Origin of the sequence: Streptomyces sp. NBC_01481 (genome assembly GCF_026339995.1) — a bacterium.
In the GTDB taxonomy this organism is placed as follows: Bacteria; Actinomycetota; Actinomycetes; order Streptomycetales; family Streptomycetaceae; genus Streptomyces.
Genome location: NZ_JAPEPT010000005.1, coordinates 643,841 through 666,904, shown reverse-complemented (window position 1 = coordinate 666,904; position 23,064 = coordinate 643,841). Strand labels below are relative to the sequence as shown.

16 protein-coding genes and 1 riboswitch are annotated in these 23,064 nt (G+C 71.3%); of the genes, 5 read left to right on the top strand and 11 right to left on the bottom strand.

What is annotated here, in order from left to right:
- Positions 1-89: 89 nt before the first annotated feature.
- The 7 genes from OOK40_RS29085 to cobN form a co-directional block, all read right to left on the bottom strand.
- The gene (locus tag OOK40_RS29085; RefSeq protein ID WP_266487384.1) at positions 90-1,088 is read right to left on the bottom strand and encodes a substrate-binding domain-containing protein; all 999 of its coding nucleotides are present in this window, start codon (positions 1,086-1,088) and stop codon (positions 90-92) included.
- 97 nt (positions 1,089-1,185) lie between these two features.
- Positions 1,186-3,717, bottom strand: coding sequence for a hypothetical protein (locus OOK40_RS29080; RefSeq protein ID WP_266487382.1), 2,532 nt, complete (start codon positions 3,715-3,717; stop codon positions 1,186-1,188).
- A complete protein-coding gene (pstS, locus tag OOK40_RS29075) occupies positions 3,714-5,459 on the bottom strand; it encodes a phosphate ABC transporter substrate-binding protein PstS (protein ID WP_266487381.1) in 1,746 nt (581 codons plus the stop codon). Before pstS ends, OOK40_RS29080 begins: the two co-directional genes overlap by 4 nt.
- An 87-nt stretch (positions 5,460-5,546) precedes the next feature.
- Positions 5,547-6,818 carry a phosphate ABC transporter permease PstA gene (gene pstA / locus OOK40_RS29070; protein WP_266487380.1) on the bottom strand — a complete coding sequence of 424 codons (1,272 nt, stop codon included), beginning with the start codon at positions 6,816-6,818 and terminating at the stop codon, positions 5,547-5,549.
- A 1-nt stretch (position 6,819) separates the two neighbouring features.
- Positions 6,820-7,830 (bottom strand): phosphate ABC transporter permease subunit PstC, encoded by a 1,011-nt coding sequence (gene pstC, locus OOK40_RS29065; protein WP_266487378.1) that lies wholly within the window; start codon positions 7,828-7,830, stop codon positions 6,820-6,822.
- An 8-nt stretch (positions 7,831-7,838) separates the two neighbouring features.
- Positions 7,839-8,303 (bottom strand): hypothetical protein, encoded by a 465-nt coding sequence (locus OOK40_RS29060; RefSeq protein ID WP_266487374.1) that lies wholly within the window; start codon positions 8,301-8,303, stop codon positions 7,839-7,841.
- Between the two features lie 305 nt (positions 8,304-8,608).
- Positions 8,609-12,208, bottom strand: a complete 3,600-nt coding sequence (cobN, locus tag OOK40_RS29055) for a cobaltochelatase subunit CobN (protein WP_266487372.1) — start codon at positions 12,206-12,208, stop codon at positions 8,609-8,611.
- 53 nt (positions 12,209-12,261) lie between these two features.
- Positions 12,262-12,354: riboswitch (cobalamin riboswitch) on the bottom strand.
- 119 nt (positions 12,355-12,473) lie between these two features.
- Between cobN and cobG the strand changes: the two genes are divergently transcribed.
- The 3 genes from cobG (at position 12,474) to cobJ (ending at position 15,935) form a co-directional block, all read left to right on the top strand.
- Positions 12,474-13,775 (top strand): precorrin-3B synthase, encoded by a 1,302-nt coding sequence (gene cobG / locus OOK40_RS29050; RefSeq protein ID WP_266487727.1) that lies wholly within the window; start codon positions 12,474-12,476, stop codon positions 13,773-13,775.
- 19 nt (positions 13,776-13,794) lie between these two features.
- On the top strand, positions 13,795-14,421 hold the full coding sequence (locus OOK40_RS29045) for a precorrin-8X methylmutase (RefSeq protein ID WP_266487724.1): 627 nt from the start codon (positions 13,795-13,797) through the stop codon (positions 14,419-14,421).
- Between the two features lie 62 nt (positions 14,422-14,483).
- Entirely contained in the window at positions 14,484-15,935 is a 1,452-nt protein-coding gene (cobJ, locus tag OOK40_RS29040; RefSeq protein ID WP_266487721.1) for a precorrin-3B C(17)-methyltransferase, read from the top strand.
- Here cobJ and OOK40_RS29035 read toward each other — a convergent pair.
- On the bottom strand, positions 15,905-16,654 hold the full coding sequence (locus OOK40_RS29035) for a cobalt-precorrin-6A reductase (RefSeq protein ID WP_266487371.1): 750 nt from the start codon (positions 16,652-16,654) through the stop codon (positions 15,905-15,907). The two genes, cobJ and OOK40_RS29035, sit on opposite strands and share 31 nt — an antisense overlap.
- Before the next feature lie 17 nt (positions 16,655-16,671).
- Here OOK40_RS29035 and OOK40_RS29030 point away from each other — a divergent pair, with 17 nt between their 5' ends.
- Positions 16,672-17,787: a cobalt-precorrin-5B (C(1))-methyltransferase gene (locus OOK40_RS29030; RefSeq protein WP_266487369.1), complete on the top strand. Its 1,116-nt coding sequence runs from the start codon at positions 16,672-16,674 to the stop codon at positions 17,785-17,787.
- Between the two features lie 435 nt (positions 17,788-18,222).
- Here the strand turns inward: OOK40_RS29030 and OOK40_RS29025 are convergent, their stop codons facing one another.
- Entirely contained in the window at positions 18,223-18,426 is a 204-nt protein-coding gene (locus tag OOK40_RS29025) for a DUF397 domain-containing protein (RefSeq protein WP_266487368.1), read from the bottom strand.
- A gap of 1,061 nt (positions 18,427-19,487) precedes the next feature.
- On the opposite strand from OOK40_RS29025, the gene OOK40_RS29020 reads away from it, so the two are divergent.
- A complete protein-coding gene (locus OOK40_RS29020; RefSeq protein WP_266487367.1) occupies positions 19,488-20,726 on the top strand; it encodes a helix-turn-helix transcriptional regulator in 1,239 nt (412 codons plus the stop codon).
- Positions 20,727-21,041: 315 nt separating this feature from the next.
- Here OOK40_RS29020 and cobM read toward each other — a convergent pair whose 3' ends face one another.
- Both cobM and cbiE read right to left on the bottom strand, forming a co-directional pair.
- Positions 21,042-21,821 carry a precorrin-4 C(11)-methyltransferase gene (gene cobM / locus OOK40_RS29015; RefSeq protein ID WP_266487365.1) on the bottom strand — a complete coding sequence of 260 codons (780 nt, stop codon included), beginning with the start codon at positions 21,819-21,821 and terminating at the stop codon, positions 21,042-21,044.
- Positions 21,818-23,059 (bottom strand): precorrin-6y C5,15-methyltransferase (decarboxylating) subunit CbiE, encoded by a 1,242-nt coding sequence (cbiE, locus tag OOK40_RS29010; RefSeq protein WP_266487363.1) that lies wholly within the window; start codon positions 23,057-23,059, stop codon positions 21,818-21,820. The genes cobM and cbiE overlap by 4 nt, the downstream gene beginning before the upstream one ends.
- Between the last annotated feature and the right edge of the window lie 5 nt (positions 23,060-23,064).

Here is a 23,064-nt window from a genome sequence, read left to right as displayed (position 1 = left end):
GTGCTCTCCTTCTTTGAAGGATTCGAAAGTGGCGAAAGCGATGAATCAGGCATGGGGGGTTGAGTAACTACGCAGGTGCTGCGGCTGCGTCAGGGGGTCTGCTTGCTGGTGTCGCCGCAGTTCGCGTTGGTCGCGAAGCCGTAGGTGTTGATCACGGTCGGCTGCTGGCAGATCAGAGCGTTCGAGCCGACGAAGACGGTGCTCCACGGCGCCGTCCCGATCTTGCTGGTCGGGATGACGTTGTAGACGTCGCGCTTCACACCGAAGTTGCTGTTGAGGGTGTTCGGCGCGAGGTTGTCGATGGTGCCGAGGATCGCGCGGCCGCGGAGGTCGGCGATGGTCTGCGTCGCCTGCGAGTTGTACTGCGCGATGGAGAACGGGACGATCGACTTGTCGTCGAGGACACGGCCGTCGTGCTCCTGGACGGGGGCGCCGGCCTTGGTGTCCTTGATGCAGGGGTAGACGCCGGCGACCACGTCGGCGTCGGTGATCCCCATCGTGGACTCCCAGAAGCTACGGGTGCCCGAGCCCGCCTGCGGCAGGTACACCGTGAGGCTGAAGTTGGGAGCGGTGCCCACGTAGTTGGGGTCGCAGTGGTAGATGGCCTTGAGGTCGGCCAGGGAGAGCTTGCGCGGCACCGTGCTGGTGGGCGTGATCGAGTAGCTCACCGCGTCCACGGCGAACGGGACATAGGTCAGTCCCGGGTTCGCGGCGCCCAGGTTCAGGCTGGACGAGCGGGAGAAGTCCAGACAGCCGTTGGCCGCCTGCAGGGAGTTCAGCAGGGCGGTGCGTCCGGCGCTCGACCCGTTCGGGCGGTTGACGGTGCAGCCCGGGGTGGTGGCGGGGTCCTTGGTGGTGATCTGGGCCGAGCCGGTGGCGTCGTACGAGCCGATGACCTTCTGGCCGCCGACGGTGATGGCGTTGGCCAGGCCGTTCATCACGTCCTGCGTGGTGTCGGAGCCGACACCGGAGAGCTGGCGGTAGGGCGGCGGCCCGGAGGGGTCGGCGACGGCCTGGCTGGCGCAGACGGTGCCGGTGAGGAGACCGGTGATGCCGACAGCGGCGAGGGCTATCTTCCTCTTGTTCACGTGCGTTACCTCTCGGATAGGCTTGCGCCGGGTGGTGCCCGGCGCGGCGTTCAGACAGTTCGTTGGCGCGGACCTGTCGATGATTCGAGTCCGGGCATCACCTCCCTTCGCTGCCGGGCTTGTTGGCCCCGGCGCGCCAGGCCGACAGACCTGCCGACAGCCGCGGCAGCACCCTCGGCAGGAGGGGGCCGCTGACCGCGGCGGCGAGCCCGACGATGAGCGCGATCAGGAGGGCGTAGCGCACAGCGCCGAGCGCCCAGGCCGGAGTGCGGATGATCGGTTCGTCGGAGGCGGCGGCTGCCGCGGCGGACGGCGATCCGGTCGGCTTCGTGGTCGCGTTCGGGGACGCCTTGGTACCGGCCGGACTCGGCCGGCCGGCGGCCTGGCCGCCGCCACCGCCGCTCGCGTCACCCCCGCCACCGCCTGCGGTGCCGCCCCCGGACGAGCCCGTGCCGGCGCCGCCGGTGTCACCTCCGGGGCCGGAAGTCGACGGCGAGGTGCCGGCCCGGGACGCGATGGCGTCGGCGGCGGCACGCGCCACGGCACGCACGCTCCCCGGCAGCGGGGCGTACCCCTCCGGGAGGGTTCCGGCCGACACTCCTGGCCGCTGCCCGTTGCCCACCGCGTACTTCAGGAAGGCCGCGTAGTCCTGGCCCTCCTTCTTGGTCAGCTGTTCGGGCACGGTCGCGGCGTAGGTGAGCAGGGTGAGCGGGTAGGCGTTCGCAGCCTTCGTGGTCGGGTTCGGGCTCACAACTCCCGTGACCCCGCTGGGCTTCATCGCCGCCTGGCCCGCGAGCAGACCGGCGGTGTCGGGGCCCACGAACCGGCCCGCGGCGTTCTGGAGCTTCGCGGTCACCAGCCCGTAGCGGGCGGCCGTCGCGGTGTCGGTCAGGGCGAGGACGGCGCGCTTGCCGGCGGTCTGCGGCGGGGTCTTCTTGTAGCCGGGCGGCGTACTGGTGTTGTCCCAGCTCGCGCGGGCCAGGGTGTCGCCGCGGGCGGCGGCGCGGGCGGCGGTGTGCATGTCGGAGGCGTACGGATGCTTGTCCTGGATGCACAGCGGCGGCTGGCCCGGGTTGTTCGGGAACTCCTGGCAGAACGGGTCGCTCTTCGGGAACTCGTTCCTCGGCAGTTCGACGTTCCGGTAGCGCGGGTTGACCTTCATCCCGGAGAAGTCCCGACTGCCGTACCGCCCCTGATTGTCGGCGGTGCCGCTCAGGAACTCCCGGGCGGCCGGGTCCTTGTCCAACCAGCTCCACAGCTCCCACGCCGCGTCCGAGATCGCCTCGGGTACGAGCACGTCGCCGAGGCTGCCGCGGAATTCGAGGTCCTTGTAATCCGGGTTGTACTTGATGAACTCCGGGTCGCGGGCCAGGTTGAACGGATTCTCGGCGGTGCTCGGCGCGAGGCGCGAATTGCCGTCCTGGTACGACTCGGTGAGCAGCTTGGCGACCAGCCTTGGGGTGAGATTGAGTCCGGTCAGCCGTGTTCCGTTGCGCGCCGTGACCGCACCCGGTGCGTTGAAACCGGCCTGGCTCTCGACGAAGAAGCCGATGGTCAGCCCGGACAGCGTCATGGGCGCATAGACGGGACGCCGGCCGGACGGCACCTGGCCGGCGGTGGCAGGGCGACCGAGGAAGACCAGTCCGGGCTTGCCGGAGACCAGCTTGGCCCGGGCGGTGTCGTCGGTCACCTGGGCGAAGCCGTAGATCGTCTTGCTCGCCGACTGGCACAGGGCGGGCTGCCAGCGGGCGATGGCCTCGGCGGCGATCTCGTGGCCGAGGGTGCTGCGCTCGTCGGCGCCGATCGGGCAGAAACTGCCCATCGGCTCGAACCCGAGCGGCACGACGAGCCGGTGCTTCCAGTTGCTCGCGGTGAGCGGCGAGGACTGCAGGAGCCCGCTCGGCTGGGAGTGGTACGAGCTGCCGTCCACCTCGCTCTCGCCGCGCGGCACGATGACCAGCCAGCAGGGCCGGCCGGCCGTCGCGTTCGAGGCACCGGCCGCCACCTCGCCGCAGCCCAGACCGGGCGCCTCCAGGGCCGTCTGGGCCTCGAAGTACACCTCGCCCTTGCCGTCGGGGCCGCTGCGGGCGTAAGGGGTCTCGTTCGTGGTGCTCACGTCGTAGAACTCGTTCCAGTTCCCCTTCGTGATCACATCGCCGGTCGCCGACTTGAACGGGACGTACGAGATACCGGTGCTGGTGGGCGGCGGGAGCGTCTGGTCCGGGTCCTTCAGTCCGCCGTAGGTCAGCTGCCGGGTGTTGGTGTACGCACCGGCGGTGCCGGCCGTGTCCTGCGCGGACGAGCCGCCGAACTGGCACTTGTCGGGGCTGTCCCCCCAGCACTGCATGATCTGGAGGTAGTTGGCCGCGTACGTGGTGTCCGAGACCGTGGGTGCGCCGCCCTTCCAGGAGACCTTCACCACCTGGTTGACCAGGTTCCGGGTCTGGCTGACGGTCACCTTCAGGTTCGCGTACGGACCCCGTCCGGAGACGGTCACCGCGGACCTCTGGTCGGCGGCGTCGGCCGGCCGGGAAGGCATGGTCACGGCGACGGCACAGATCACCGCGGTGAGCAGGACGAGCGCGACGACGGACGTCGTCCGCAGGAAGCGGCGGAGCGCTGCGATCATGACGTACTCCGCTTCAGGCGCCTGTTCAGCAGCGGAGGTCCGACCGTCACCACGACCAGCAGCACGCCCGCCACCACCATCAGCGCGGTCCGCATGCCGCCCCCGATGCTCGTGGCCGTCGTGACGGGGACGGCGAACGCATCACCGCTGCCGCCGCCGGCCGCGCCGCCGTTGGCCCCGACGACCTGCCCCGTGTCCGGGTCGATCGTGGCCCCGGGGCCCGCGGATGTGCCGCCTGCGCCGGTTGCCGTGCCGGCCGACGACCCGGCCGTTCCCTTGCCGCCCGCGCCCGATGCCGACCCGCCGGGGCCGCCTCCGCCGGAGCCCGTGGTGCCCTGGGCGGACCCGGACGAACCGCCGGTGGATCCCGAGCCGTTGCCGTTGCCGTTGCCGTTGCCGTTGACGGTGGTCGGGGTCTTGGCGCCGCCCGTGCCCGTCGCGCACTGGGCCGCGCCCTTCTTGTCACAGGCGGGCGGATAAGGGGCCGTCTTGGCCAGGGTGTTGCTGCCGTCGCTGGAGAAGGTGGGGTTGTGGCAGTCCTTGATGTTGATCTTCTCGACGTCGACGCCGGGGATCCTGCGGACCTGCTTCAGCCCGGCCTGCACGAGGTTGATCGGCAGCGGCGAGTAGCCGAGGTTGTCCACGTGCTGCTGCCCCTGGCAGAGGAAGTAGTACGCGAAGGCGCCGAGGGTCTTGCCCTTCTGGGTGTTGAAGTTCGACTCCAGTGCGGTCGGGACGACCATGTAGCTGTAGCTGGAGAGCGGATAGGCGCGCGCGTCCCGGTCGTTGTAGACGTCGTCGAGGATCTGCGTCAGATAGCCCGGCGATGAGCTGTTCTCGTTGATCCGGGCCTTGGTGAGGGCGACCGCGACGTTCTTCGCGGTCGGCTCTGTGTAGTACCCGGCCGCGTTGAGCACCTTCGCCACCGGGAACCCGGTCGTGTACACCGCGTACGAGTACTCGACATAGGTGATCGTGCCGACGTTGCCGCCCTGGGCGACATAGCCGGACACACCGTTCGAGCCGGACTGGCCGACGAAGCCGCTGCCCGGTACGAGCGGGTAGTTGGACGTCGCGCCGCAGGGCGCGGGTCGGCCCGCCCGGCGGCAGTAGGCGTCCCACAGCGAGGTGTACTGCTTGCTCATCCAGGTGGTGAACTGCGCGGTGGTGCCCGAGCCGTCGGAGCGCACCACCGGGACGACCCTGCGGGCGGGCAGTGCCCCGGCCAGCGCGGGGTTGTCGGCCTTGATCGCCGGGTCGTTCCAGGTCTTGATCTGCCCGGTGAAGATCTTGGCGATGACCTCTCCGGACAGCCGGAGGTTGGTCACCCGCTTGTTGCCGATCGTGAGGTTGTACATGAACGAGGTGCCGCCGGCGACGATCGGCATGTAGGCGTACTTGCGGGAGGGCGGCGGGTCGACGACGCCCGAGTCCTTGATGCCGTACGGGATCTCCGAGACGCCGTAGTCGACGGTGCCGTTGCGGAACTGGTTGCGGCCGTCGGAGGACCCGGTGCCGTTGTAGTTCACCGTCATGCCGTACTGCTTGACGTTGGCCCGCCACTGGTCGAGCGCGTTCTGGCTCCAGGTGGATCCGGCACCCGAGATCGGGACGTACGACGCCGCGGCGGCGGGCTCGGCACCCGGCAGCGCGACGCCGAACAGGAGGACGGCCAAGCAGGCGAGGGCGGTCACGGCTCTGAGGCGGAGGCGTGCGGACTTTGCCGGAGGCGATCCGGGCATGGCAGGTGACTCCTGGTCGGTGTCGTCGGTACAGGGCGGTGCGGAATCCGCGGGGCGGGGTGGGAGCCGTGCGGGGCTCGACGGGTCTCAGCCGGAGGGGCTGCCTGGGCCACCGGGCCGGGCGTCCGGCTCGGGGTTCGGCAAACCCCCGGCCACCGCGGCCGCTTGCGGCACGAGCCGGGCGCGCTTGCCCATGCGCTCGGCGTCGCGGCGGGACGCGACCACGCGCCGGTGCTGCTGGCTACGGGTCAGCGCACCGGGACCGCGTCCGCCGACCACCCGGGCCACGATGAACAGCAGCAGCACGAGAGCCATCAGCAGGGCTGCGGAGCCGAACCCGCGGGCGATCATGCTGGGCTGGGGCGATCTCACCAACTCGAAGGTCGCGAGCGGCAGTGAGACCTGCGGACGGGTCAGCGGATTGAGGTTCAGGTCGGCTGCGAAGCCGGAGGTGAGCAGCACCGGCGAGGTTTCGCCGATCCCGCGCGCGGTGCCCAGGATCACCGCGGTGGTGAGCCCGGAGCGTGCCGTGGGCAGCACCACGGTCCAGACCGTGCGCCACTGGCTCGCACCCAGGGCGTAGGACGCCTCGCGCAGCGAGCCCGGCACCAGCCGGATGACCACGTCGGAGGCGCGGATGATGATGGGCAGCATCATCACGCTGAGCGCCAGCGCGGCGGCGGACCCGGATTTGTCGACGCCGAGGATGAGGATCACCGTGGCGTAGATGAACAGGCCCGCCACGATGGACGGCAGCGCGGTCATCGCCTCGACGATCGTGCGTACGAACCGGGCGTACCGGCCCGGCACTTCGTTGAGGAACACCGCGCACGCAAGCCCGAGCGGCACGGTGATCGCCAGCGAGATGGCGATCTGCTCCAGCGTGCCGACGATCGCGTGCAGGACGCCGCCGTCGGTGAGCGGCTGCAGCGGGCCGGTGCGCGACATGTCCTCGGTGAAGAAGTTGAGGTGCACCAGAGCGGACTTGCCGCGCCACAGGGTGTACGCGACCACCAGGACCAGCGACGCGAGCAGCAGCGTGGCGAGGCTCTGCCACAGCACCGCCGCGACCTTGTCCCGTACTGCCACGCTGTTCTCGTCGAAGGAGACGAGCACGGCGTAGACGCCGAGGAAGAGCACATAGGCGACGACCACGAAGCCCAGGATCGAGTCGAACGGCGCGATCCAGGTGAACAGGAGTGCCGTCAGCGCGAGGGCGCCCACCGCGGCGCCCGCGAGCGCGAGCAGATCCGTGGCATGCACCGACGAGGTGTTGCGGCGCACTTCCGGGGATTCGTCCGGCCCTTCGGCGCCGGGCCGCACCGTCTGCGCCGGCCGTTCCTTGAGGAGTTCGGTCATCTCAGGCCTCCGTCCCGCTGCCCGAGCGGCTGCGGGCCGCGATCGAGGACGCTATGAAGTTCACGACAAGGGTCATCAGGAACAGGGCGAGTCCCGCGGCCATCAGCGCCGACATGCCGAAGGCGCTCGCGGATCCGTAGCGCAGTGCGATCAGCGACGAGACCGAGTTGGAGCCGTTCTGAAGGATGTGCGGCTGTACGACGAAGACCGGCGAGATGATCATGTAGATGGCGATCGTCTCGCCCAGGGCGCGGCCCAGGCCGAGCATGGTGCCGCCGATCACGCCGCCCCAGCCGAACGGCAGCACGACCGAGCGGATCATCCCCCACCGGGTCGCCCCGAGCGCGAAGGCGCCCTCGCGCTCTCCCGGAGGCGCCTGCGAGAAGGTCTCTCGCATCACCGAGCAGGCGATCGGCGTGACCATGAGCGCCACGACGATGCCCGCGATGAAGGTGGAGGACGTGTAGACGGTCATCGTCTCCAGCGGGTCGCGCGGATCGCTCCCGTCGACCTTGAAGAGAGGTATCCAGGAGAAGTACGTGGCGAGCCAGCGGGAGAGCCCCACCACATGCGCCTGCAGGAAGAAGGCGCCCCACAGCCCGTACACCACACTCGGCACGGCGGCCATGAGGTCCACGAGAGAGATGAACGTCCGCTTCAGACGCCGCGGTGCGTACTCCGAGATGTACAGCGCGGTGCCGAGCGCCAGCGGCACCGCGAAGCTGATCGCCACCAGGCCGATGAGCACGGTGCCGGTGATCACCGCCGCGATCCCGAAGCGGTGGGCATCCGGCTCCCACGCGGAGGTGGTGAGGAACGAGCCCTTGGCGACATCGAGCGCCTGCAGGGCGCGATAGCTGAGAAAGACGCCGACCAGCAGCATGATGGCCAGCACGATGGCCCCGCTGCCGCGAGCCGCACCGCGGAAGAGCCGGTCCGCCGGCTCACCCCTGCCCCGCACGACACGCGGCGCGTCCACGGGATCCGGTTCGGCCTCCGGGCGTCCGAGCATCGCTACGGTCATCGCGCACCCGCCCCGGCCCGGACGCCGGTGTGCGGCCGGGCGTGGCCTTCGTCTTCCTGCTCTGCTCGCGTAGATCTGGACCGCTGAGGTCCGCGCGGAGGCAGAGCGCGCGGCCGGGGCCGGTTCGTGACCCCGACGGCCAGTTGGGCCACGGGGACAGCGACCAGGAACTGGCTGAGGTTGTACTGACACTCCCGCTGGCGCAGATAACGCCGGCCGGACACCGCCACGGCCCGCCCCTCGATCTCCAGGCGCCAGGTCCAGCTGCCCGCCGCATCCGGCATGGTCAGCAGCACACGGGCCGCCGCCACCTTCTCCCGGAGGAGAGCGACCGCTGCCTGGCACTCCGCGAGGCCGCCGAACGCCTGGGCGCTGCGTCCGAGTTCACGGTTGTTCGCGCCGACCAGGCGCCACCCGACCGGCTTCTCCTCCCCGTCCGGTCTCTGCTGTGATGCGCGCACTACGTACAAGAACCGCGGCCGAACCATCAAAACCACCCCCAGCCATCCATGCGTTTCCGCCACAGGCCGAAACCCCCACCCCCAGCGCACTGACAGTCGCTGGTTTGTGTGCGGCTTGTGCGCACCACGAGGTGAAGGCCGAACGGAGGGAAAATGAATGGGAAGCTCAGGGGAACTCAAGGTAATCGTGATCAAGTCCGTGGTGACGCTGCGCGGCCCCGCCGAAGCTGTGCGGCACCCGTCCCCGGGACATGACGAAGGCCCCCGGACGTGTCGTGTCCAGGGGCCCGCGGTCCGCCTCTCGGTCAGTCCTCGCCCTCCAGGTCGCCCTCCGTCTCCAGGAAGGCCTGGCGCAGCGCGGCGAGCACCGACGGATCGGGCTTGGCCCACATGCCGCGCGACTCGGCCTCCAGGAGGCGTTCCGCGATGCCGTGCAGGGCCCAGGGGTTGGCCTGCTGGAGGAACTCCCGGTTCACCGGGTCGAGGACGTAGGTCTCCGTGAGCTTGTCGTACATCCAGTCGGCGATCACGCCCGTCGTCGCGTCGTAGCCGAACAGGTAGTCCACCGTCGCGGCGAGTTCGAAGGCGCCCTTGTAGCCGTGGCGGCGCATCGCCTCGATCCACTTGGGGTTGACGACGCGGGAGCGGAAGACGCGGGAGGTCTCCTCGACCAGGGTGCGGGTGCGGACCGTCTCGGGGCGGGTGGAGTCGCCGATGTACGCCTCGGGGGCCGTGCCGCGCAGGGCACGCACGGTGGCGACCATGCCGCCGTGGTACTGGAAGTAGTCGTCGGAGTCCGCGATGTCGTGCTCACGGGTGTCCGTGTTCTTCGCCGCGACGGTGATGCGTTTGTACGCGGTCTCCATCTCGGCGCGGGCCGGGCGGCCGTCGAGTTCGCGGCCGTAGGCGTAGCCGCCCCAGACCGTGTAGACCTCGGCGAGGTCGGCGTCGGTGCGCCAGTCGCGGGAGTCGATCAGCTGGAGGAGACCCGCGCCGTAGGTGCCCGGGCGGGAGCCGAAGATACGGGTCGTGGCGCGGCGTTCGTCGCCGTGGTCCGCCAGGTCGGCCTGGGTGTGGGCGCGGACGAAGTTCTGGTCGGCGGGCTCGTCGAGGGACGCGGCCAGGCGGACCGCGTCGTCGAGCAGGCCGATCGTGTGCGGGAAGGCGTCGCGGAAGAAGCCGGATATGCGCAGCGTGACGTCGATGCGGGGGCGGCCGAGCTCGGCGAGCGGGATGGGCTCCAGACCCGTGACGCGGCGCGAGGCGTCGTCCCAGACCGGGCGGATACCGAGCAGGGCGAGCGCCTCCGCGACATCGTCGCCGCTGGTGCGCATCGCGCTCGTGCCCCACAGGGACAGGCCGACCGACGGCGGCCAGTCGCCGTTGTCGGTGCGGTAGCGCTCCAGCAGCGAGTCCGCGAGGGCTTGGCCCGTCTCCCACGCGAGGCGGGAGGGGACCGCCTTCGGGTCCACCGAGTAGAAGTTGCGCCCCGTCGGCAGGACGTTGACCAGGCCGCGCAGCGGGGAGCCGGAGGGGCCCGCCGGGACGAAGCCGCCGTTCAACGCGTGGACGGCATGATCGAGTTCGGCGGTGGTGCCGGCGAGGCGGGGGACGACCTCGCGGGAGGCGAAGTCCAGGATGGCCGCGACCTCGGGGCCGTGCCCGGCGGGGACCGCATCGGGGTCCCACCCGGCGTCCTCCATCGCCTGCACCAGCTCGCGCGCCTTCTCCTCGGCCGCGTCCGCCGTCGTGCGGGTGGCCGCCGACTCGTCCAGGCCCAGCGCCTCCCGCAGGCCCGGCAGCGACGACGTCCCGCCCCAGATCTGGCGCGCCCGGAGGATCGCGAGAACCAGGTTGACGCGGTCGGCGCCCGCGGGCGGGGAGCCCAGGACATGGAGGCCGTCGCGGATCTGGGCGTCCTTGACCTCGCACAGCCAGCCGTCGACATGGAGCAGGAAGTCGTCGAAGCCGTCGTCGTCCGGGCGGTCTTCGAGGCCGAGGTCGTGGTCGAGCCTGGCCGCCTGGATGAGGGTCCAGATCTGGGCGCGGATGGCGGGGAGTTTGGCCGGGTCCATGGAGGAGATCGCGGCGTATTCGTCGAGGAGCTGTTCCAGACGCGCGATGTCGCCGTAGGAGTCGGCGCGTGCCATCGGCGGGACGAGGTGGTCGACGAGTGTGGCGTGGACGCGGCGCTTGGCCTGCGTGCCCTCGCCCGGGTCGTTGACCAGGAAGGGATAGATCAGCGGGAGGTCGCCGAGCGCGGCGTCGGGTCCGCAGGCGGCGGACAGGCCGGCGTTCTTGCCGGGCAGCCACTCCAGGTTGCCGTGCTTGCCGAGGTGGATCATCGCGTCGGCGCCGAAGCCGCCGTCGTCGGCGGACGCGGCGATCCAGCGGTACGCGGCCAGGTAGTGGTGCGAGGGCGGCAGATCGGGGTCGTGGTAGATCGCGATCGGGTTCTCGCCGAAGCCCCGCGGGGGCTGGATGAGGATGAGGAGGTTCTGGTGGCGCAGGGCCGCGAGGACGATGTCGCCCTCGGGATTACGGCTGCGGTCGAGGAACATCTCCCCGGGCGGCGGGCCCCAGTGCTGCTCGACGGCCGAGCGCAGTACCTGCGGCAGCGTCGCGTACCAGCGCTTGTAGTCGGCCGCCGGGATACGGACCGGATTGCGCGCCAACTGCTCCTCGGTCAGCCAGTCCTGGTCGTGGCCGCCCGCCTCGATCAGGGCGTAGATCAGCTCGTCGCCGTCGCCGGAGGCGAGGCCGGAGGCGAGGCCGGGTACGGGCTCCGTACCGAAGTCGTAGCCCTCCGCCCGCAGTCGGCGCAGGAGGGCCACCGCGGACGCGGGGGTGTCCAGGCCGACCGCGTTGCCGATCCGCGAGTGCTTCGTCGGGTACGCGGAGAGCACGAGCGCGAGGCGCTTGTCGGCGGCGGGGATGTGCCGCAGGCGCGCATGGCGTACGGCGATTCCGGCGACCCGTGCGGCCCGCTCGGGGTCGGCCTCGTAGGCCGGAAGGCCGTCCGCGTCGATCTCCTTGAAGGAGAACGGCACGGTGATCAGGCGGCCGTCGAACTCGGGGACCGCGATCTGGCTGGCCGCGTCCAGGGGCGAGACGCCCTCGTCGCTCTCCTCCCACGTGCTGCGCGAACCGGTCAGGCACAGCGCCTGGAGGATCGGCACGTCCAGGCCGCTCAGGGCGCCCGCGTCCCACGACTCGTCGTCGCCGCCCGCCGATGCCTCGGCGGGCCGGGTGCCGCCCGCCGCGAGGACGGTGGTGACGATGGCGTCGGCCGCGCCGAGCGCGTCGATCAGCTCGGCTTCCGGGGCGCGCAGGGAGGCGACGTACAGCGGGAGGGGACGGCCGCCCGCGTCCTCGATCGCCGTGCACAGGGCGTCGACGAAGGCGGTGTTGCCGCTCATGTGGTGGGCGCGGTAGTAGAGCACGGCCACGGTCGGGCCGTCGGTCTCCCGCGCGGTGCGCTCCAGCGGGCCCCATGTCGGTGCGGGGGCAGGTGACTCGAAGCCGTGGCCGGTGAGGAGCACCGTGTCGCAGAGGAAGCGGGCCAGCTGCTCCAGGTTGGCGGGGCCGCCGTGGGCCAGGTAGGCGTGGGCCTCGGCGGCGATGCCGACGGGGACGGTGGACGCCTCCATCAGCTGGGCGTCGGGGGCCTGTTCACCGGTGAGGACGACGACCGGGAGCCCCGCCTCGTGCAGCAGGTCGAGCCCGTCCTGCCAGGCGCGTACGCCACCGAGGAGCCGTACGACGACCAGGTCCACGCCGTCCAGCAGGGCGGGCAGCTCGCTGAGGTCGAGCCGCGCGGGGTTGGCGAACCGGTACGCGACCGGGCCTCCGGCCGCGCGGGCACTGAGCAGATCGGTGTCGGAGGTCGACAGCAGCAGAAGCATGCGTGCGCAGGCCTTCCTCGGGGTGTCCGCGCCCCGGGCGGTGTGGACGGCAGGAGTTCCTGGCTCACCCGGTGTGGACCGGGCTCACAGTGGCGGGACCGCGCCGGATTCGCACCGGGCTTCCTCCATGTCGCCGTCGCAGGCGATGACGGGCCGGCCGGCCCGTCGCCTGAGCATAGTAGGGCTCGGGAGGCGGCCGGGCGGCGTGCGGAGGATGTGATGATCGGCGCAGGTGGGCGGGAGTGAGGTGGCAAGGTCGGTGGGTATGCTCGCCGCCATGCCGACCGCCCCAGGCCCCCGCGACGCCGGGGCGATACCCCCGAGCCGTGACCGTGGTGACGCCTGCCCCGGCACGCTGCGCCTCCACGCGGCGGACGACGGTGCGCTGGCCCGGGTACGGATTCCGGCGGGCACGCTGACCACCGGCCAGGCGCTGGCGCTGTGGGATGCGGCACAGCGGCTCGGCGACGGTTCGCTGCACCTCACCTCGCGCGGCAATGTACAGCTGCGCGGCCTCGGCGACGACTGCGGCGGGGAGCTGGCCGATGTGCTCGGCGCGGCGGGTCTGCTGCCCTCGCCCCGGCACGAGCGGGTGCGCAATGTCGTCGCCTCCCCGCTCTCCGGGCTCGACGGGCGAGGCGAGGCCGATGTGCGGCCCTGGGCACGGGAGTTGGACCGGCTGCTGTGCGGGAGCGAGGCGGCGACCGGGCTGTCGGGGCGTTTTCTGTTCGCGCTCGACGACGGCCGCGGGGATGTGGCGGCGCTGGGTGCGGACGTGACCGTGCAGGCGGCCGGCAGCACGGATGCGGTGCTCCGGCTGGGTTCCGACGACGCAGGTGTGTCGGTACGCGGTGAAGACGCGCCGCGTGCCGCGCTGCTGGCCGCCGAGGCTTTCCTGGATGCCGCGCGGGACAGCGGCACCCGCTGCTGGCGGGTGAGTGAACTGTCCGGCAGCACCGCCGAGTTGACGACTTCGGTGGCCTCGCGCCTGGCGGCGGACGGGATCAGCGGCACGCTTGTCGCGGTGCCTCTCACGACGGTCGGCGACCCGCCCCCGCCGGGCGCGGTCGCGGGTCCCGACGGGCGTACCACCGCACTGTCCGTCGTCGCGCCGCTCGGCGTGCTCACCGCCGCCCAGTGGCACGAACTGGCCACCGTGGCCGAGCACGACGGCAACGGCGAGCTGCGGCTGACCCCTTGGCGCGGCGTGATCCTCCCCGGGGTGGAGGCCGCCGCCGCCCTCGAATCGGCCGGGCTCATCACCTCCCCCGCCTCCCCCTGGCTCGGAGTCGGCGCGTGCGTCGGCCGGCCCGGCTGCGCCAAGTCCCTCGCCGACGTGCGGGCGGACGCGGCGAAGGCGCTCGGCGCAGGTCCTTCGAGCCTGCCCGTGTACTGGTCGGGCTGCGAACGCCGTTGCGGCCATCCGCACGGCGACTGGGTGGACGTCGTCGCGACCGCCGACGGCTACGACGTCCGCGTACACGGGGACGAGCCGTGCACCGGCATGCCCCCTTCCGAACTCGCCGCCATCGTGGCGGCTGCGCGCACGAGCGCCGTGACGCGTTGACGAAATGAGCGAGAGCACAGTGTTCGACTACGAGAAGGACGGCGCGGCGATCTACCGCCAGTCCTTTGCCACCATCCGCGCGGAAGCGGATCTCGCGGGGCTGCCCGCCGATGTCAGCCAGGTCGCGGTCCGGATGATCCACGCCTGCGGCATGGTCGACCTGGTACGCGATCTCTCGTTCACCGCGGACGTGGTGGCCCGCGCCCGCGAGGCCCTGCGCGGCGGGGCGCCGATTCTGTGCGATGTCGCCATGGTCGCCAGCGGGGTGACCCGTAAGCGGCTGCCCGCCGGAAACGACGTGGTGTGCACCCTGTCCGACCCGTCGGTCCCCGGCCTCGCGGCGAAGCTCGGAACCACCCGTAGCGCCGCGGCACTTGAGTTGTGGCGCGAGCGGATGGAGGGCGCGGTGGTGGCCGTCGGCAATGCGCCGACCGCGCTCTTCCGGCTGCTGGAGATGATCGAGGAAGGCGCCCCGCGCCCGGCCGCGGTCATCGGGGTGCCGGTCGGTTTCATCGGCGCGGCCGAGTCCAAGGACGCGCTCGCCGAACACCCCTCGGGTCTTGAGCACTTGGTGGTACGGGGACGCCGCGGCGGCAGCGCCATGGCCGCGGCAGCGCTCAACGCGATCGCGAGCGAGGAAGAGTGAGCAACGTCAACGCCACAGGCCGGCTGTACGGAGTGGGGCTCGGGCCCGGCGATCCGTCCCTGATGACCGTGCGTGCCGTCGAAGTAATCGCCGAGGCCGATGTGGTCGCGTACCACAGCGCCCGGCACGGCCGGTCCATCGCGCGTTCCATCGCGGCGAAGCATCTGCGCGCCGACCACATCGAGGAGGCGCTGGTCTACCCCGTCACCACGGAGACAACCGACCATCCCGGCGGCTACCGGGGCGCGATGGAGGAGTTCTACACCGAGGCCGCCGCCCGGCTGGCCGCGCATCTCGACGCGGGCCGCACGGTCGCCGTGCTCGCGGAGGGCGATCCGCTCTTCTACGGCTCGTACATGCACATGCACAAGCGCCTCGCGGACCGCTATCCCACCGAGGTGATACCCGGGGTGACCTCGGTGAGCGCCGCGGCCGCACGGCTCGGAACACCGCTGGCCGAGGGCGAGGAGGTGCTGACGATCCTGCCCGGCACGCTGCCCGAGGAGGAGCTGACCGCGCGTCTCGCCTCCACGGACTGCGCGGTCGTGATGAAGCTCGGCCGCACCTTCCCCACCGTACGGCGGGCGATCGAGCGCTCCGGGCGGCTGGACGAGGCCCGCTATGTCGAGCGCGCCACCATGGCCGGTGAGCGCACGGGCCACCTGGCGGACGTGGAGGCCGAGTCGGTGCCGTACTTCTCGGTCGCCGTGCTGCCGAGCCGTATCGACGCGCCCGCGGTGGTACGGGAGCTGGGCGAGGTCGTCGTGGTCGGCACCGGTCCCGCGGGGCCGCTGTGGCTCACGCCCGAGACGCGTGGGGCGCTGGCCGCCGCGGACGATCTGGTCGGCTACACCACCTATCTGGACCGGGTGCCGGTGCGCCCGGGCCAGCTGCGGCACGGCTCCGACAACAAGGTGGAGGCCGAGCGCGCCGAGTTCGCCCTCGATCTGGCCCGGCGCGGCAGGCGGGTGGCTGTCGTGTCCGGCGGCGACCCGGGTGTCTTCGCGATGGCCACCGCCGTGCTGGAGGCGGCGTCGCAGGACGCCTACAAGGACGTGCCGGTGCGGGTGCTGCCGGGGCTGACCGCCGCCAACGCGGCCGCGGCCCGCGCGGGCGCCCCCCTCGGCCACGACTACGCGACCCTCTCGCTCTCCGACCGGCTCAAGCCCTGGGAGGTCATCGCGGAACGGCTGCGCGCCGCCGCGGCGGCCGATCTGGTGCTCGCGCTCTACAACCCCGGCTCGCGCAGCCGGACCTGGCAGGTCGGCAAGGCCCGTGACCTGCTGCTCGAACACCGCTCCGCGGACACTCCGGTGGTGCTCGGCCGCGATGTCGGCGGGGCGCAGGAGAGCGTACGGATCGTGCGTCTCGGCGATCTCGATCCGGCCGAGGTGGACATGCGGACGATCCTGATCGTCGGCTCCTCGCAGACGCGGGTCGTACGGCGCGGAGACGGCGAGGAGATCGTCTGGACGCCGCGCCGCTATCCCGAGAGCCCCCAGGCGGAGAGCTGAGCCAGCCACGCGGCGGCCTCGTCCGGTGAGGCCGCCACTGGGACGCCCTCGGGGGCCGGGGGCCGCCGGACCACCACGACCGGCAGCCCCACCTCACGGGCGGCGGTGAGCTTGGGTGCGGTGGCGGCCCCTCCGCTGTCCTTGGTGACCAGGACGTCGATGCGGTGCCGGCGCAGCAGATCGCGCTCACCGTCGAGGGTGAAGGGGCCGCGGTCGAGCAGCACCTCCATGCGCGGCGGGTACGGAGGCTCCGGGGCGTCCACGGAACGCATGAGGAACCACAGGTTGTCCAGGTGGGCGAAGGCGGCGAGACCCATCCGGCCCGTCGTCAGGAACACCCTGCGGCCGAGCGCCGGGAGCGCCGCCGCGGCCTGCTCCAGGGAGTCGGCCGGGTGCCAGTCGTCGCCGTCGGCCGCGACCCAGCCGGGCCTGCGCAGGGCCAGCAGGGGAACATGGGCCTCTGCGGCGGCGGACGCCGCGTTGAAACTGATCGTCCCGGCGAAAGGATGGGTGGCGTCGATGAGCGCGTCCACCTCGTGCTCGCGCAGCCACTGGGCCAGGCCCCCGGCTCCGCCGAACCCGCCGATACGGACGTCGCCCGCGGGAAGCCTCGGCGTGGCGACGCGGCCGGCCAGCGAGGTGGTGGTCCGGACGGTGGTGTGGAGCTGTTCCGCGAGCTGCCGTGCCTCGGTCGTCCCGCCGAGGATCAGTACGTGCATCGGGTCGTGGTCCGTTCATGAGTGAGGCGAAGGGCGGGCGCAGCGCCCAACTGAAGCACACCGGGCTGCGGCACGGCTGGACCACCGGCGCGTGTGCGACCGCGGCCACCACGGCCGCGTACACGTCGCTGCTGACCGGCGACTTTCCCGATCCTGTGACGATCACGCTGCCCAAGGGGCAGACGCCGTCCTTCGCGCTCGCGGCGGAGTCGCTGGCGGACGGGCGGGCCATGGCGGGCATCGTCAAGGACGCGGGCGACGACCCGGACGTCACACACGGCGCGCTGATCCGCGCGACGGTACGGGTGCTGCCACGCGGTTCCGGGGTGGTCTTCGCGGCCGGGCCGGGCGTCGGGACGGTCACCCGGCCCGGGCTGCCGCTCGACGTCGGCGAGCCCGCGATCAACCCCGTGCCGCGGCAGATGATGCGCGAGCATGTGGCGCTCGTCGCCGGACGCTACGGCGGGACCGGCGACGTCGAGATCACGGTCTCCGTCGACAACGGCGAGGAGATCGCCCGCTCGACCTGGAACCCCCGGCTCGGGATTCTCGGCGGTCTGTCCATCCTCGGAACGACCGGCATCGTCGTGCCGTACTCCTGCTCGGCGTGGATCGACTCGATCCGGCGCGGGGTGGACGTGGCCCGGGCGGCGGGGCGCACGCATGTCGCGGGCTGCACGGGGTCGACGTCCGAGAAGACGGTCGTCGCGGAGTACGGCCTGCCGGAGGACGCGCTGCTGGACATGGGGGACTTCGCGGGCGCGGTACTGAAGTACGTGCGGCGGCACCCGGTCGACCGGCTGACCATCTGCGGCGGATTCGCCAAACTGTCGAAGCTGGCGGCGGGTCATCTGGACCTGCACTCGGCGCGCTCGCAGGTCGACAAGGGCTTCCTGGCGGACCTGGCCCGGGCGGGCGGCGCGGACGAGTCCCTGGCGGCAGCCGTCTCCACGGCGAACACGGGCCTGGCGGCACTCCAGTTGTGCACGGCGGCGGGCGTCCCACTGGGCGACCTGGTGGCGGTGGCGGCGCGGGACGAGGCGTGGGGGGTGCTGCGGGGGGCGCCGGTGGTGGTGGACGTGATCTGCATCGACCGCGCGGGGGTGGTGGTCGGCCGCAGCGGCCCGCGCTAGCCGGTCCCTGCGGGGCTCTTTCCCGAACCGGGGCTCCGCCCCCGTGCGCTGCACTAGGTGTGGTTAGCGTCTGACCTGCGGAAACGGGCAGTTTTCGAGGTAGCGCGGGGTCCCCCTGGGCGCCTGATATCGAGACCGGACCGTTACCGTTCCAGGGTCGGGTGTGGCTCAGTGCTCGCGCTCACGCGCGCGCCCCCGACTGCGGCCCTTGCTGCCACGGTCGGGGGCGCCTAAACGGGGTGCCTAGCGGCGTAGGTCCCGGTCCTCTTCCAGCTTCCGCAGAGCCGCGCCCAGCGTCGGCCGGAAGCCCGGACAGGGCCGCTCCAGGGGCAGCGTCCAGGCATGCCAGCACGACAGACACCGCCGCACCGTGGGGTGCTCCGGGTCGCGCTCTACGCTGCCGCCGCACTGCGGACACTGCCCCATGACGACTCCCTACGCCGTGACGTCGAACTCGCCCAGCCTGGCACCGCTCAGGAAGTCGGTCCACTCAACCGCCGTGAACTCGACGGTGTCACCTGTCGCGGAATTCCGGACCGCCACCCTGCCGGGAACGTTCGTCGCGACCTCCACACAGCGGGGGTCGCTGTTGTTGTATTTGCACGCCGTGGACGTTCGGAATGCAAACTCTGCGTCCATGGTGAATTCCTTCCCTCTGAGTGCGGGGAATCGGTCCCCGCGCCGGGTTGCGCCCCCACCTGCCGTTGGTCGGCAGGCAGTTGGGGGCACTGACCCGTACCGGACGGGGGCGACCGGTACGGGGGTATTCGTTGCGGCCCTTACGCGGATTCGGCCGCCATCGCGTTTGGTGCCTTCTTGCTGGGGGGCGCCTGGGCGCCTACTGGTCGCGCGAATCCCGGTAGGTGCGCCATAGGCGTCGACCGGCGTCACAGCCGTTATCGGCCTTATGGGCAGTAGTGCAGCCCTGCGCAGCTCTGGGCGTGCTCCAGCCATGCCCTGTACGCCTGTTGCGTGGCGCTCTCTGCTGACATGAGCGCGGTCGCGATTCGCCCAGTCCGGGTCACAGCGTCACCTCCGCGGCCTGTCGCTGCGCCTTGCAGGGCGGACATGAGCAGGGCGGGAAACCGAATCCCGCATCGGACGGATTGCCGGGGGGACACAGGTGCTTTGTCTTGCCCTGAACTTCCGTCCGGGCGCCTGTCTCGCTATTGACCCGATACACAGTGATCGTGATGGTGGCCACCGATCACGCGCCCTTTCCAGATGCCGCATGTCGCCAGTCCTCGCCCAGCGAGGCGAGCACGTACGGCCGGACCAGGACGAGCGGCCGTTCCCAGGGGGCAGGCGGGAACCACTGGGCGCGAGGCTCCGGCAGGATCGGCACGTCTGGGGCGCGCCTCGCTCGATGCCTGCGGGCTGCGACCAGTCGGGCACCGCATACGTCAGGGGACGGCTGGGCGGCAGCCTGGGGCACGTGGGCCCTGTGCCTGCCGGACGGTCCGATCAGTACCGCTGTCACCCAATCGAGTAGGCGGCGGATATTCTCTGTCACGTCGTCGCTCCTTCGAAGCGTCGGCCACGCCCCAGGACCGTTAGCGCGGTCGCTGGGGTACTTGCGTCGGACCACGCTGCCGCCCCTTGGAGAACTGCACCACGGCAGAACTGCCGCATTGATGCGGCATGTTGGCGGCACGCGGTAGCCTGACCAGGGCAGATAGCATCCCGGACGGGAGAGCGGCATGGCGGGCAAGCGGCAGCGTCTAGCACAGCGCCGGAAGGCGTGCGGCCACACGCAAGAGCAATTCGCGGATGCCCTGAAAGTGGATCGCACCACGGTGCAACGCTGGGAGCGTGGGGAGGTTGACCCCCAACCGCATCAGCGCCCGAGAATGGCAAGGGTCCTGCAACTCACGTCCAGAGAATTGGACGAATTGCTAGCCTCCGATGTACCCCCGCCGGTACTGGATGATTCCTGGATTTCGCATGGCTCCCCTGTCGAAGATGACGAAATGGACGCCTGGGAGTTGGCGCGACGAGTACAGGCGAGCGACGTCGGGTCAGAAACCCTCGCTCGCCTAGAGCGCGCCTTTGATGAGTTGGCCACGGCCTACCCGGCTTCTCCGCCACAGGAACTCTTGAAGCGCGTAAGGCGCCACTCAGCCTATGTCGTGCGCCTACTCGATGCGAAAAAGACGCTAGCTGAACATCGGCGTTTGCTGGTCGTTGGTGGTTGGCTGTCGCTGCTAGGCGCGACGCTCCATATCGACTTGAAACAATCCGATGCCGCAACGGCCAGGCTACGAGCGGCCGCAACTCTCGCCCAGCAGGCGGAACATAGAGAGATTGAGGCGTGGTGCTTTGAAACCGACGCGTGGCGCGTGCTGACAGATGGTGACTACGTGCGCGCACTCGAACTCTCGGAAATTGCCCAGGACGTTGCGCCTGCCGGAACCTCCGCTCTGATTCAAGCAACTGCCCAGGAGGGACGCGCGCGGGCGAGGCTTGGCCACGGCAAAGAAACGTATGCAGCAATCGAGCGGGTAAAGAAAATGGCTGCCTCGCTCGGTACGTCGGAGCGCCCCACCGAACACCATTACCAGTACGACCCTGCAAAGGCACTCGCCTACACAGCAACTACCCTCGCGTGGCTGGGCGATGCTGCGGCAGAACCCTACGCACGCGAGATTATCGCGCGCCTCAGTCCATCCAATGACATCACCAAATGGCCGCGCCGAGTAGCGTCGGCCAATATCGATCTGTCGCTAGTTCTCCTGGCGGACAACCGCCTAGACGAAGCTTGCGCCTCCGTACAGAAAGCCATACTCAGCGGCCGCGTGGTTCCGTCGAACCACTGGCGAGCATTGGAAGTCGTCAAGGCCGTAGAGGCGAAACAACTACCGGAAGCGTCCGACCTGCGCGAGGCATACGAAGATTTACCCCACAAGATCAGCACGTCTTCCGCGAACGCGCCGGACTGAAGATCAGCCACGAGCCGCGCCCAGTCGCCACGCGCCTTGTTCGCGTACCGGGAAGCGGACCGGTCATTGTCCATGTAGGGCGCGCCCGTGATCACGATGCTGTGGCGCGCGGTAGTTCTCTCATTGTCGGCGTGCTGCTCCGAAGCACCCCCTCCGCGGCGCGAAGCTGCCGCGCCCGGGGGTGTGGGGGCGTCGGCCCCCGCGAGCCCTCCCCTCCTGAGGGGGGCTGGGGCCTCGCCCCCAGTTTCGGGACGGGGGTACCTCCCACGGCCGCCAGACCGTAGGGGGAGGGCAAGGGCTGGGGAGAAACCCCCCTCACGCCACCGGCGCACCCGGCACCGGCGCGCACGGCTCATGCCTCTCCCGGTCACGCGAGTACAAATGGCTGTCGCGGAACTGCGACGCCCCCAGCGTCCGGCCCACCATGATCACCGCCGTCCGCAGGACCCCCGCCGACTTCACCTGGTCCGCGATGTCCGCGAGCGTGCCGCGCAGGATCAGTTCGTCGGGGCGGCTCGCCATCGCGACCACCGCCGCGGGGCAGTCGGAGCCGTAGTGCGGCTCCAGTTCCTCGACCACCCGGTCCACGTACCGCGCGGCCAGGTGCAGCACGATCAGCGCGCCGCTGCGGCCGAGCGTCGCCAGGTCCTCGCCCTCGGGCATGGCCGTCGCGCGGTTGGCGATCCGGGTGAGGATGACGGTCTGGCCGACGGTCGGGACGGTCAGCTCCCGCTTCAGCGCGGCCGCGGCAGCGGCGAAGGCCGGAACGCCCGGCACGACCTCGTACGGCACCCCCGCCGCGTCCAGGCGGCGCATCTGTTCGGCGACCGCGCTGAAGACGGACGGGTCGCCGGAGTGCAGCCGGGCCACGTCGAGACCCGCCTCGTGGGAGCGGATCAACTCGGCCGTGATCTCGTCCAGGTTGAGCTGGGCCGTGTCCACCAGGCGTGCGTCCGGCGGGCATTCGTCGAGCAGTTCGCGCGGGACGAGGCTGCCCGCGTACAGGCAGACCTGGCAGGAGGCGAGCCTACGGGCGCCGCGCACCGTGATCAGGTCGGCGGCGCCGGGGCCGGCGCCGATGAAGTACACGGTCATCGTTGTTCTCCTGATTTGGTGACGGACCACTGGGTGACCGGCATCGCCTGCCGCCAGCCGGTGAAGCCGCCCACGGGGACGGCGTGCGCCACCGCGAGGCGTACCAGCTCGCCGCCGTGGCGGCGGTGCCGGTCGGCGAGCAGCGCCTCGGACTCCAGGGTGACCGTGTTGGCGACGAGGCGCCCGCCCGCGGGCAGCGCCTCCCAGCAGGCTTCGAGCAGCCCGGGCACGGTCAGCCCGCCGCCCACGAACACCGCGTCCGGTGTGGGGAGTTGGGCGAGCGCCTCGGGCGCGGCTCCGGTGACGACGCGCAGCCCGGGCACACCGAGCCGCTCGGCGTTGAGGGCGATGCGGGCGGCGCGTACCGGGTCGCGTTCGACGGTGACGGCCCGGCACGAGCGGTGCGTACGCATCCACTCGACCGCGATGGAGCCGGAGCCGCCGCCGATGTCCCACAGCAGCTCGCCCGGCGCGGGCGCGAGCGCGCCGAGCGTCGCGGCGCGCACATGGCGTTTGGTGAGCTGGCCGTCGTGTTCGTACGCGGCGTCCGGCAGTCCCGGTACGGCGCCGAGCCGCAGACTGCCGGGCGCGCGGCGGCAGTCGACGGCGATGACGTTCAGCGGGTCGCCGGGCGGGCGGTCCCATGTCTCCGCCGTGCCCTCGGTCTGCTCTTCGCGCTCCCCGCCGAGCTGTTCGAGGACCCGCATCCGGCTCGGCCCGAAGCCCCGCTCGCGCAGGAAGTCAGCGACCTCGCCCGGCGTCGCGGCCCCGGCGCTGAGGACGAGCAGCCGCCGCCCGTCGTACAGGGCCGCGCCGAGCCGCGCGGTGGGCCTGCCGACGAGCGTGACGACCTCCGTGTCCTCCAGCAGCCAGCCGAGGCGTGCGCAGGCGTACGACACGGACGAGGGGTGCGGCAGGACGCGCGGGACGCCGGGGCCGAGCGCTTCGGTCAGTGCCCGGCCGATGCCGTAGAACATGGGGTCGCCGCTCGCGAGCACCGCGACGCGACGTCCGGCGTGGGCCGCGAGCAGCCCGGGCACGGCGGGCCGCAGCGGCGACGGCCAGGCCACCCGCTCGCCCGCACAGGCGGGTGGCAGGAGTTCCAGCTGCCGCGGTCCCCCGATGACGACCTCGGCGTCCAGCAGGGCACGCTGCGAGGCGGCGGGGAGTCCGTCCCAGCCGTCGGCTCCGATCCCGACGACGGTGACGGCCGGTGCGGTGGGGGAAACGGGACTCACGGACG